Origin of the sequence: Enterococcus sp. 5H, from assembly GCF_028128615.1 — a bacterium.
Lineage (GTDB): Bacteria > Bacillota > Bacilli > Lactobacillales > Enterococcaceae > Enterococcus_L.
Map to the genome: position 1 here is coordinate 127,706 of NZ_AMDP01000021.1, position 12,970 is coordinate 140,675.

The 12,970-nt window shown below is 34.9% G+C and carries 8 protein-coding genes and 1 pseudogene; 8 read left to right on the forward strand and 1 reads right to left on the reverse strand.

Translation table 11 applies throughout. From position 1 onward, the window contains the following. The first annotated feature begins 10 nt into the window (after positions 1-10). The 6 genes from C240_RS08840 to C240_RS08865 all read left to right on the forward strand — a co-directional run bounded on the left by C240_RS08840 (position 11) and on the right by C240_RS08865 (position 9,665). Positions 11-1,042 (forward strand): Gfo/Idh/MocA family protein, encoded by a 1,032-nt coding sequence (locus C240_RS08840; protein ID WP_271494439.1) that lies wholly within the window; start codon positions 11-13, stop codon positions 1,040-1,042. 565 nt (positions 1,043-1,607) lie between these two features. After that, positions 1,608-3,224 carry a right-handed parallel beta-helix repeat-containing protein gene (locus tag C240_RS08845; RefSeq protein ID WP_271494440.1) on the forward strand — a complete coding sequence of 539 codons (1,617 nt, stop codon included), beginning with the start codon at positions 1,608-1,610 and terminating at the stop codon, positions 3,222-3,224. A 63-nt stretch (positions 3,225-3,287) separates the two neighbouring features. Continuing rightward, the gene (locus tag C240_RS08850; RefSeq protein WP_271494441.1) at positions 3,288-3,428 is read left to right on the forward strand and encodes a sigma factor-like helix-turn-helix DNA-binding protein; all 141 of its coding nucleotides are present in this window, start codon (positions 3,288-3,290) and stop codon (positions 3,426-3,428) included. Between the two features lie 367 nt (positions 3,429-3,795). After that, on the forward strand, positions 3,796-5,631 hold the full coding sequence (locus C240_RS08855; protein WP_271494442.1) for an LTA synthase family protein: 1,836 nt from the start codon (positions 3,796-3,798) through the stop codon (positions 5,629-5,631). Between the two features lie 32 nt (positions 5,632-5,663). Then, positions 5,664-6,419, forward strand: coding sequence for a tRNA 2-thiocytidine biosynthesis TtcA family protein (locus tag C240_RS08860; protein WP_271494443.1), 756 nt, complete (start codon positions 5,664-5,666; stop codon positions 6,417-6,419). Between the two features lie 534 nt (positions 6,420-6,953). After that, on the forward strand, positions 6,954-9,665 hold the full coding sequence (locus C240_RS08865) for a cation-translocating P-type ATPase (RefSeq protein WP_271494444.1): 2,712 nt from the start codon (positions 6,954-6,956) through the stop codon (positions 9,663-9,665). A gap of 88 nt (positions 9,666-9,753) precedes the next feature. Here C240_RS08865 and C240_RS16325 read toward each other — a convergent pair. Further along, positions 9,754-9,955, reverse strand: a pseudogene (locus C240_RS16325) (hypothetical protein). A gap of 174 nt (positions 9,956-10,129) precedes the next feature. Between C240_RS16325 and C240_RS08870 the strand changes: the two are divergent. Together C240_RS08870 and C240_RS08875 are read left to right on the forward strand one after the other, a co-directional pair. Further along, positions 10,130-10,966 carry a PRD domain-containing protein gene (locus C240_RS08870; RefSeq protein ID WP_271494445.1) on the forward strand — a complete coding sequence of 279 codons (837 nt, stop codon included), beginning with the start codon at positions 10,130-10,132 and terminating at the stop codon, positions 10,964-10,966. Positions 10,967-11,095: 129 nt separating this feature from the next. Continuing rightward, positions 11,096-12,943, forward strand: coding sequence for a beta-glucoside-specific PTS transporter subunit IIABC (locus C240_RS08875; protein WP_271494446.1), 1,848 nt, complete (start codon positions 11,096-11,098; stop codon positions 12,941-12,943). Positions 12,944-12,970: the final 27 nt, after the last annotated feature.

Here is a 12,970-nt window from a genome sequence, read left to right on the forward strand (position 1 = left end):
GATTTTCTAAATGACAGCAATCAATTTTGCCATCATCGGCTATGGAGGAATGGGTTCTTACCATGTTCACAACATCATGCCGAATGAAAATGAGCGAATCCATGTCGTTGGAACATACGATGTGTCAGGCGAACGCCAAAAAATTTCCAGCCAGCATAATCATAAAATCTATCAATCGTTTGAAGAAGTTTTAACAGATGAAACGATCGAAGCTGTACTAATAGCTACACCCAACGATTCCCATAAAGACTTAGCTATCCAAGCATTAAAAGCAGGTAAACATGTGGTCTGCGAAAAACCAGTAGCAATGAACGTACAAGAATTAGATGAAATCATAGCAGTTGCTAAAGAAATAGGGAAAACATTTATGGTTCATCAAAACAGACGCTGGGACCCGGATTTTCTCATCACACGAGAACTTTACAAAAATCAGCAAATTGGCGAACTTTTTCAAATCGAAACCCGCGTTCAAGGTGCCAATGGAATTCCAGGAGATTGGCGTCATGAAATCAAACACGGCGGCGGAATGGTCTTAGATTGGGGCGTTCATTTATTAGACCAACTATTATTTTTAGTCGATAGTCCAATCAAAAAAGTCTCAGCAGATTTAAGTTACATTCTTGGTGATGAAGTTGACGATGGATTTATCGCGTATATTATCTTTGAAAATGGTATACGGGCAATTGTAGAAGTCGGTACAACGAATTACATTTCCTTACCGCGCTGGTATTTAAAAGGGACTGAAGGAACAGCTCTCATTCAAGATTGGGATTTAAATGGCGAGATGGTAATTCAATCAGAAGTCAAAAATATAGATGCACCTAAACCGATTCAAGCTGGTGTAGGATTAACGAAAACAATGGCGCCGCCTTCTGAAGAAGCTACAATCACCAAAGAACTACCTAAAGCATCAGCTGAATATGATCCATTTTATAAAAACTTTTACAAGGTAGTGAGAGAACAAGCAGAACCAATTGTTAAAAATCAAGAAGTCCGTCGAGTGATGGAGTTGATTGAGCAAATTTTTGAAGCAGTAAAGTAAATTCGACAGTTTTGAGTCGAAAAAGTATGTACACTGAAAAAAATAGAGTTATGGAATCAGCTAATAAAAGTATTCTTATACTTTTTGATGTTTAGAAAATTGAATATGGAAAAAGTTGCTCTGTGTCAACTAAGGTTACTTAAGAGCCATAAGGAATCCTTCAAAAATTGTACGTGAAATTGACAATTTTTGAAGGATTTTTTGATTGAAAAATATAGTTACAGGTAGCTCACCATGTAAACGTAAAAATAATTAGCAGTTGAAAGATTATTGAGAGAAAGTCGAAAGGTTATAGGCCTGTATAACTACTATACTTTATGTAGACTAAGGCATCATTCAGTAAATCTGTAGTCTATGGCTAAAAATAAAATATAGTGGAAAGGAGTTTTCAACATGGAAAAAGACGAATCCGCTTTAATTTAGGAAAATCAGTGGTTAGATAGACAAAGGTCTTCAGTAATTTTTTTATTAATTGAAATTTAATCAAAAGGAGCTGTATTAGATGATGAATAGTAATAAAACTAATGATACAAGGAATATCGTAGTTATAGAGGACTTTCCAATATTGAATGGAGAAGTAGATGACACTTTAAGGTTTCAAAGAGCTATTAATGAAGTTAGACGAATTGGTGGAGGAACCCTGCAATTAGGTGGTGAAACTTATATTTTAAGTAGCCTTTTAACGTTAACGTCAGATTTAACTATTGCTGGTGTTAAAAACTTAACAATGTTGGATGCCCAAACCTTACCGCTTGGAAACCAAAACACTAGACCATATTTAATGCAAGGGATAGGAAGTGTCAAGAAAACGTTAAGATCAACTTCTGCTATTGTTGAAGGGCAAACAAGAATTCCTATTTCAGGAGATTTAACAGATGTCCATGTTGGTGATTTATTAGCGATAAAAAGTCAAGAGAGACAATATATCAATGCCGGATCACATATTCCTTATAAAGAAGAATTACAAAAAATTGTTGAAGTAGATCAGGTTAATGCAACAATAGTAGTGGATGGTGGCCTGATGTTTGATTATCATGAAGATAGTCAGTTACTATTTGATGTAATAGCCCCAATCTCTAACGTTACTTTAAAGAATCTGGAAATTACAATGGGAGGCAAAGACAGTATTCATGGCGGGATTCAATTTTCATATGCCTTTAATATTGTATTAGATAATATTATTGTTAATGGTGCTGAAAATGTAGCGGTAAATATGGCAAGAACATATAAATTTATGATTCAAAATAGTGTATTTTTGAATAGTACTTCTCCAAATAGTATCAATTTTAATTCTGGTTATGGGGTAAATGTGACTTCTACATCTTGTTATGGGAAAATATATTATAACGTATTTGATAACTGTAGACATGGAATTGCTGGTGGAAATCACGCGCCACATCATATTGAAATAGCTGAGAATTTATTAACAAACTGCCGAATTGGGTACGCTATTGACTGCCATGAACCTTGTATCTACTGGACGATTAAAGCGAATACGATAAGAGGTTGCGTTAGTGGTATAACAGCTAGAGGAATGTATGTAACCGTATCAGATAATATCATTAATAATCTTACCGGTGTAGGAATCTCAGCTGGAGCCACCTCTACACTGCCGCTGCCTTTTATTAAACAGTATATTATTCGTAATAACCGAATCACTAACACTGAAGGACGTGCGATTAATGTTACTGGAACAAATGGAGAAATAGATGATGTAATTATTCAAGGAAATGTATGTGTGAACACAGAACGTATTCGTGTAAATAACAGCAAAAATATTTTAGTGACCAACAACTTTATAGATCAACAAAAAGTAATAAATCCTACGCGAAATTCATTGCAGTTTGTAGATTGTCAAAATATTGATGTTCACAATAATCAATTACTAGGCATCGGCGGATATGGTGTATTGATTGAGAACGGATCAGATATTAGGATTACAGGAAACTTAATGGAACAAGGTGGGGTTTCACCAAATGCTAACGATGGTATTAGAGCAATTGATTGCCAGCAATTGCAAATAATAAGCAATCAGTTTAAAAATATGATCAGATTATCTACATTTACGTCAAATTCAGATCATATTATATTCTCAAATAACATGATAAAAGTGAATAATGAAGATAACTTTCGGTTTGCTGGTGCACAGAATGTGATTGAGACAGCCAACATATTTTTGTGAAAGTAAAATTTATTTGATTATATTCCTTTTCTTAAAAATTAATCATAGTATATTGAAATAAATTTGGAGGAGTATAGAATACCGCTTGTATTATATTATTATTCAGGTTTTCGCATTAAGGTTATCTCGAGACAACTCAAGATGTCTGTGAATACTGTAAAAACCAGAATTGTTCTAGACATTTTTTTGTTGGGTATAATTTAAATGTTCATCGTAATGAGAAAAATTCTACCAATTTGAAGCCTAATTGGAAATTAGCTATTTATTGCATTACAATTGCTGGGTTAATTCTACTGATACTTGATTTTATGAATTTTGAAAGTGAATTCACTAAAGAGGAATCTTCATCTATTTTTATGTGCGTGAAGCTAAGACAAAAGTATTTAGGTCCAAGAAATAAGTCTAAGTAGTGTTTTTTCTCTCTGTTTATTCATTCTTTTTTTGCAATGTTAATCTTTTTTAGCGATAGTTTATAAGAAAGTAAAGCTCTAACTGGACGGAGCTTTACTTTTTTTTCGACTAAGCATAGAATATTAAAAGAGATATTTTAGTTAAAGAGAAGGAGAATAGTTTGGAAAAAATAAAACAATTATTCAGTAAAAAATCAATCAAATACCCACTAATAATCATTGGAATATTATTCTTAGTATTATTCAGTAACTTGTATTTACAATGGTGCCAGAACAATTTATCGTGGGACTTAGCTTTTAAATTTGCTTTTTCATGGCACACAGAAAAATTTTTATTAGGTAGTCTTGTGCTGCTGATTTTTTTACTTTTCTTATGCAGTTTAGCTGGATCAATTGCTTTAGGAAGCTTACTTTATGCAATTTCGATTGGTATTTTAGGTTTTGCTGATTATATGAAAATGTATTACCGTACAGAACCTATTTATCCAGATGATTTAAAAATGATTACGGAATTTAGTTTACTAAAAGAAATGATTGGTACGATTCCATTTATTGCAATTTTACTGGTCGCTCTTGTCGGACTGTTCTTTTTTGGCAGAGCGATATACAAAAGTAGGCTTTTATCGAAAAAAATGCAGATTGTTCGTCTTTCCAGTTTAGTCATTACGATTGGGCTACTGGTTTATGTGAGTAATTTTAACAGTCCAAATAATCTTTTGCGAAAAGCCTATGACCGCACAGCGCTCTGGATTCCTTATAGTCAAAAAATGAATTACTATAATACAGGTTTTATGGGTGGCTTTTTGTATAACTTAAAAGTCGAAGCGATGGATGAGCCGGAAAATTATTCTAAAAAAACGATTGAAGATATTACTGACAAGTATTCAAAATTAGCAGAAGAAACAACTGTTACAGAAGAAGAGCAGCCAAACATTATTTTTGTGATGAGCGAAAGTTTTTCAAATCCTCAACATTTAAATGGTGTAACAGCAAATAAAGATCCTTTAAAAGACTACTATGATATTGCTAATTCAACCTACAGTGGTCAAATGCTTTCACAAAATTACGGTGGCGGCACTGCTAATATAGAATTCGAAGCACTGACAAGTTTTTCAATGGAACTATTTAATCCACAATTAACAACACCGTATACAATGTTAGTTCCTAAAATGGATGAGATTCCTTCAATTGTTTCACTGTTAAACGGACAAGACTATCAAACAACAGCAATCCACCCTTACAATACGTCAATGTATAAACGTAAAGATGTTTATAATATCATGGGCTTCGATCAATTTCTTAGTGAAAGTACGATGAACTATACGGATAAAATTGAGAATAATCCATATATTTCTGATGAATCAGCTTATAAAGAAGTCTTAGATTTGTTGGATGATGAAGAAAATCCACAGTTTGTTCATTTAGTGACGATGCAGACACATATGCCATACAGTGATAAATATACTAGTTCAGATTATTCATCTCAAAGCAAAGGGAATAAAACAGCAATCGATAGCTACATGCAAGATGTTGCTTATAGCAGTGAAGCACTGAAACAATTTACTGAATCACTAAAAGACGTGAAACGACGGACGTTAGTTGTTTTTTGGGGCGATCACTTACCAAGTATTTACTCAGATGAAATTAAAGCCGATAATGAAGAAGTTGCAATGCATCTAACCGAATTTTTGATGTACGATAACCAGAATAAATTAAGCGAAAAGAATACCCATGATGCTATCAGCAGTCCATTTTATTTCGCTCCAACCTTGTTCAACCAAAGCGGAATGCAGTTAACAGGTTTTTATCAATTATTGACTGAACTGGAAAAAGAAGTTCCAGCATTTGAAAAAGGTTTTTATTATAAAGATAAACAATGGAGCAAAACACTTTCGCTGAACAAATCACAAGAAGAATTATATGAAGCCTACCGTTTAATTCAATATGATATCGTTTCTGGTAATCAATATAGTTTAAAAACCGATTTTTTTAAATGAGCCAAAACCAAATGAGTAAAAAGGAGTTTCTCATGAGTTTTAAAAAGAAAGATAATCAAACGTATTATAATCCGATCCGCCGAGCTATTTTGAATCATCAGTTGATCGAGCCGGGAGATAAAGTGGCTATTGGTATGAGCGGTGGAAAAGATAGTACAAGCTTGCTGTATTTTCTCGACACAATTAGTAAACAAAAGCGTTTAGGTTTTGAATTTGAAATCGTGCCGATTACTTTAGTGATGGGATTTGACATGGATATTTCACCACTGCAGGAATTTGTTGAAGGACTGGGTTATGAACTAGATATTGTACCGACAAATATTGCTCAAGTTGTTTTTGATATTCGTGAAGAACGCTCACCTTGTTCTTTATGTGCAAAACTGCGCCGCGGTATTCTCTATAAGCGCGCAAAGGAATTAGGCTGTAATAAAGTTGCTTTGGGACACCATTTGGATGATGCAATCGAAACGTACTTTATGAATTTTCTTTTTCATGGTCAATTAGCCAGTTTTGAACCACGCAGTCATTTGACTAAAACAGATATTACATTGATCCGTCCATTGCTGTATGTAGAAGAAAAACAAATTATTCAGTTTGTAAGTCGTGAGGAATTACCACTAATCTTTAATCCTTGTCCTGTTGATAAAAAAACGAAACGAGAAGAAATTAAGCATCTCGTCAGTAATTTAGCCCAAACATATCCTGATATCAGAGAAAAATTTGTAATGGGTATGGAACAAGGCTTATCAGAAAACTTTTGGACCAAATCAATGGTTCCAGCTAAATAACTATAAAATTAGGAGGCTGAGACAAAAGCGTTTAGTTCTGAGAAATTGTTGTAATCGGAACGAAGTGCAGTAGCTGCTTTTTTCTCGCCGTTTATTCGGATCTAGTGAGTGTGACAAAACTGATCTTTAGTTTTGTCACACTCACTTTTTCATTTCTGAATAGCAATTGTTTCAAAAGAAACAGAAATCTTTCTGAAAATCAACAACTTTCATTTGAAAAACAATGAAAGAACAGGTATAATTAACTTCAAGCAATAATTATTGGTGATTGATACTCAATCAATTGCCCGCATATTTATTTTCATGAGGGAGTAACTGACGGCGATAGCCGTGACAACATCACCAACTCCGAAAGAAATTTCTGGTGTTGTCTTAAATGGTGAGACTTATGTATGTTCTATTTAGTTAGCATACACAGGTCTATTTTTTTTCGTTTTGGCTAGAAACGGATGACTTTATTCATTATCGTGTTCGTTTTGTACTATATGAAGTAAAATAGACTTAAGTAGCTGCAAATCACAGAGGAGGAAGAACATGTCAGAAGAAAAAAAGGTTCAATTATCTGAAGCATTCTACACGCAGTCAGAAGAAACAGTTTTACAAAAGCTGGAGACAACTGAAGCTGGCTTATCAGATCAAGAGGCCAAGAAAAGGTTAGAAAGTTATGGTGCAAACGCATTAGATGAAGGGAAAAAGAAATCAATCGTTGTGAAATTCTTTGAACAATTTAAAGATTTTATGATTATTGTCTTGCTTTTTGCAGCTGTGATTTCTGCAGTCTTTTCACATGATGTTGTTGATTCAATCATCATTTTATTAGTGGTTGTCTTAAATGCAATTTTTGGTGTGATTCAAGAAGCGAAAGCCGAACAAGCAATCGAAGCATTAAAAGAAATGTCTTCGCCAAATGCGAATGTTCGTCGTGATGGTCATGTTATTACTGTTAAAAGTGACGAACTAGTCCCAGGTGATATCGTTTTACTTGAAGCAGGTGACGTAGTACCAGCGGATCTACGTTTGTTAGAAGCTGCCAGTTTAAAGATTGAAGAAGCAGCATTAACAGGTGAGTCTGTTCCGGTTGAAAAAGAAGCATCTGTCTTAGAAGGTACGCCTGAAGATATTGGGATTGGCGATCGAGTGAATATGGCATACTCTAATAGTAACGTAACTTATGGGCGCGGACTTGGTGTGGTTGTTGGTACAGGAATGAATACTGAAGTGGGTAAAATTGCTGGTATGTTAGCCAACGAACAAGAAACAGAAACACCATTAAAACAAAACCTAAATCAATTAGGTAAAATGTTGACAATTGCAATTTTAATTATTGCAGCAATTATGTTTGTCGTTGGGATGATGAACGGCAGAACCTGGATCGACATGTTATTAACATCAATTTCCTTAGCTGTTGCGGCAATTCCGGAAGGTTTACCAGCAATTGTAACGATTATTTTAGCTTTAGGAACTCAAAAAATGGCGAAGAAAAATGCGATTGTCCGCAAATTGCCAGCTGTTGAAACTCTAGGTAGTACGGATATCATTTGTTCCGATAAAACAGGTACATTAACCTTAAATCAGATGACAGTTGAAGCACTTTTCACTGACAATAAAGTTGCACCTGCAACAGATGACGTTTCATTAGATAATATGGCATTAAAAATTATGAATTTTACTAATGATACAAAAATTGCTCAAGATGGAACGTTAATCGGTGATCCAACTGAAACGGCTTTAGTTCAATATGGATTAGACCACGGTTTTAACGTAACGGAAAAAGTTGCAGCTGAACCTCGTGTGGCAGAAATTCCATTTGATTCTGATCGTAAATTAATGACGACTGTTCATCAATTAGCTGATGGCAAATTCTTAGTAGCTGTTAAAGGTGCGCCGGATGAGCTATTAAAACGTTGTAGCCAAGTATTATTAAATGGTCAGACAACTGCACTAGACGAAAAAGAGCGCAAAGAAGTTTTAACAAACAATACGAAAATGGCAAAACAAGCACTACGTGTTTTAGGTATGGCGTATAAATTTGTTGATGCTGTTCCAGCTGAAATGGATTCTGATTTAGTTGAAAAAGACCTTGTCTTTGCTGGATTGGTTGGGATGATTGACCCAGAACGTAAAGAAGCGGCAGAAGCAGTAAAAGTTGCTAAAGAAGCAGGCGTTCGTCCGATTATGATTACTGGTGACCACAGAGATACCGCTGAAGCGATTGCTGCTCGTCTTGGTATTATCAAGGAAGGCGACGATGATGCAGTTATTACTGGTGCTGAATTGAATGAATTATCAGATGAAGCATTCGCCAAAGTAGTTGAACATTATTCTGTATATGCTCGAGTTTCGCCTGAACATAAAGTTCGTATTGTGAAAGCATGGCAGCAAGAAGGTAAAGTTGTTGCGATGACTGGTGACGGTGTAAACGATGCACCAGCCTTAAAAGCAGCAGATATTGGTATTGGAATGGGAATCACAGGTACTGAAGTATCAAAAGGTGCATCAGACATGGTTTTAGCGGATGATAATTTCTCTACGATCATTGTTGCTGTTGAAGAAGGACGCAAAGTCTTCTCAAATATCCAAAAAACAATTCAATATTTACTTTCTGCCAACTTAGGTGAGGTTTTGACGCTCTTTATTGCAACGATGTTGGCTTGGGATACCTTATTACCTGTTCACTTATTGTGGATTAACTTAGTAACAGATACCTTCCCAGCGATTGCTTTAGGTGTAGAGCCTGCTGAACGTGATGTTATGAGCCATGCACCACGTGGGAAAAAATCTAATTTCTTCTCTGGCGGTGTGTTAAGCAGTGTGATTTATCAAGGGATTGCCCAAGGTGCATTGACCTTAATTGTCTATAAAATGGCAATTGAATTCCCAGCCCATACAGCAGCAAATATGCCAAACCTATCAGCATCTGCCTTGTACGATTTACAGCATGGCGATGCGTTGACAATGGCTTTTGCGACATTAGGATTGATCCAGTTGTTCCATGCGTTTAACGTTAAATCAATTTATCAATCTATTTTCAAGGTTGGCTTGTTTAGAAATAAATCATTTAACTGGGCAATTTTAGTGTCATTCTTGTTATTGGCAGCAACGATTGTCATTCCAGGATTCAATGATCTATTCAGTGTAACATCGCTAGATGCATACCAATGGGCAATTGTTGCAGGAACATCCTTTGCGATTATTCCAATTGTTGAGATTGTAAAATTTGTTCAACGTAGAATGGGTAAAGGTTAATAAGTTAAAATATCTATTGAGTGGGACAAAACTAAAAATCAGTTTTGTTTCACTCAATAGATCCAAATAAACGGCGAGAAAAAAGCAGCTACTGCACTTCGTTCCGATCACAACAATTTCTAAGAGCTAAAGCTCTAAGAATTGAAGGCTTCGGAAATAAGCTGAAATTCACAAAAATTTGAAAAGCACCTAGTAGGTACCAATCATCATCCATTTGCCAGCTCATGGTGATTCTTGGCAATTTTCGTGAATCCCTTCTTATTTCTCGGAGCTAAACGCTTTTGTCTCAGCCTCTTTTTGTGTAAAAATTCTTTTTAAAAATTATTGACAGCGCTATCTTTCTATGTTAAATTAGTGCCATAGAACAACAGGAGTGTAACTGATACGATCAGGCACCACCAAGTCTATAGTAGGTAGTAGCTACTTTAGTTTGGTGTTTTTTTGTTTTTTGAGAGGTGATGACGATGTATACAACGGTTAAATCACTAAATAATAACTTAGTTTTAGTTACTGATGAGCACCAAGAAGAGTTGATTCTTTTTGGGAAAGGAATTGGGTTTAAAAAGAAAAAAGGCGATGCGATAACCTCTGATCTAATTGTAAAGATTTATCAAATGAAAGGGAGTCAACCTGTTTCGATTTTGGATGAGATTTCGCCTGAAGTTCTTTCTGTAACAGGGAAAATCATTCAATTAGGAGAAGAAGGACTGAATCAAAAACTAAGCTCGACAATTCTGATTTCTCTAGCAGATCACCTTCAATTTGCTATTGAAAGAAACCAAATGAATACACAGCTAAGTGAAAATACGCTGCAATGGGAAATTAAATTTTTGTATTATAAAGAATTCGAGTTGGGGAAAAAAGCATTAGAACTGGTGAAAGAAGAGCTAGGAATTGATTTGCCGGAGGCTGAGGCATCTTTTATTGCACTGCATTTTGTGAATGCTCAAGACGATCAAGAATCAAAAAATGAAACCTTGCTGATCGCAAAGATTACCAAAAGTATGGTGAAAATTATCCAATCGTTATTTAATGTTTCTTTGAATAAAGAAAGTATCAATTATTCGCGTTTTGTCACTCATATTCGCTATTTTATGAATCGTCAGCTGCATAATAAGGTTGAGGCAAAACAAAGTGATGGGAAACTTTATCTGATTATTCAAGAACAATACCAGAAAAGCTATGCTTGTGCATTGATGATCCGAGAGCTATTAAAGAAGGAATACAATTTAGTAATCAGTGATGATGAAATGATTTATCTGATTATTCATATCGAACGAGTAGTATCTGAAGCAAAGTAAATAATCAGTTCTAGGTGTGTAACAAGTAGGCATTAACCTAGGTGATATACGTAAACGAGCCATGAAATATGGACGGTTATTTATATCACCTAGGTTTTTATTTTATCAAAATGAGCGGAGGAATTAAGAATGAACTACGAAAAAATGGCGCAAGAAATCATTAAAAATGTTGGTTCTGCAACAAATATAAAAGATGGCACCCATTGTTTTACCCGTTTACGCTTAGCTATTAATGATAAAAAGAAAGTTGATTTAGAGGAATTGAAGAAAATTGATGGTGTGATTGACGCAAGATTTCAAAGTGGACAACTACAAGTGATTATTGGCAACAATGTAGGAAAAGTATTTGAAAAAATTAGTCCTTATTTAACGAATTCAGATGAACCAGCCAAAGAAAAACAAAGTATTTTAGATACTGTTTTTACGACAATCGCAGCAATTTTTACACCGATTTTACCAGCAATTATTGGAGCAGGTTTAATGAAAGGAATACTGCCTCTATTAGTAATGCTGAAACTAATTGTAGAAGGCAGCGATACGTATCAGATTTTAACAATTGTAGCAGATACAAGTTTTAATTTCTTACCTGTTTTAATTGCTGTTTCGGCTTCCAGAAGATTTAAAGTAAATGAGTTTCTTGGTGTGACATTGGCGTGTTCTTTGTTATATCCTACAATTTTAAATGGTGAAGGTACGCTTTATTTATTCAATATAATTCCTATTCCCGTGATGAGTTATACTTCTACGGTTATTCCTATCATTTTAGGCGTATGGGTGATGAGTTACGTGTACCGCGCAGTTGATAAAATTGTTCCAAGTGTTGTGAAAATGATTTTTACGCCGTTATTGGTGTTATTAATTATGATTCCACTTACGTTAGCTGTATTTGGACCAATTGGCTTTTATATTGGTAAAGGTTTGGCAGTAGTTTCTTTATGGTTAGCTGAGACTGTACCATTTCTTTATGGAATAGTTATCGGTGGTTTTTATCCGTTGATTATCATGACAGGTATGCATTATGCCTTTTTCCCAATGATGTTGGAAAATGTTTCACGATTAGGATATGAAAATGGCTTTTTACCAATTAGCTTATTTGCCAACATTGCGATGGCTGCTGCAACATTAGCAATCGCTTTTAAAGTTAAGAATAAAGAGATGAAAGAAATTTCTTATTCATCTGCTGTATCAGCTTTCTTCGGTATTACAGAACCGGCACTATATGGCGTAATCTTAAAATATAAAAAAGCGTTATATGCTGTAATGATTGCTGGAGGAATAACGAGTTCAATCATGATAACCCTAGGCGTAAAAATGTTTTCGTTCTTAACACCAGGAATTTTATCATTACCCGTTTTTGTAAATCCAGATGGAACAAGCAATAATTTTATTCTAGCACTGATTGGTATTGCTATAAGCGGTCTTTTGGCGTTCTTCATTACATTATTGGCAAAAATAGACTTTAATCCTAATTCTACTAAAGAGCAAGTTGAAGCGAGCAATCAAGCCAAAACGGAAAAAAATATTCCTGCTATATTAGCACCTGTTTCAGGAACAATTAAGAATTTAGAAGAATGTTCAGACAGCGTATTTTCAGAAGGTTTGTTAGGAAAAGGAATTGTTATTTTACCAGAAGAAGATCAACTTTTTGCCCCTTTCGATGGTGTAGTCAGTGCGCTTATGCCGGAAAAACATGCAATTGGCCTTACGTCAAAAGATGGTGTGGAATTACTGATTCATATCGGAATTGATACGGTTGCAATGGGTGGGAAAGGGTTCAAAACATTTGTTTCTATTGGGGATACGGTTACTTCTGGTCAGAAGTTAGTAATGTTTGACCGTCAATTGATTGCAAGTCTTGGGTATTCAATAGAAATTCCAATAATTGTAACAAATACTGCTAACTATTTTGAAATTGTACCTATGACTACAAATGAACAAGTCGTTGCCGGGGATGAATTGATTACAATTGTCAATTAAAAAAGGGATTATCTAACAATTAATCAT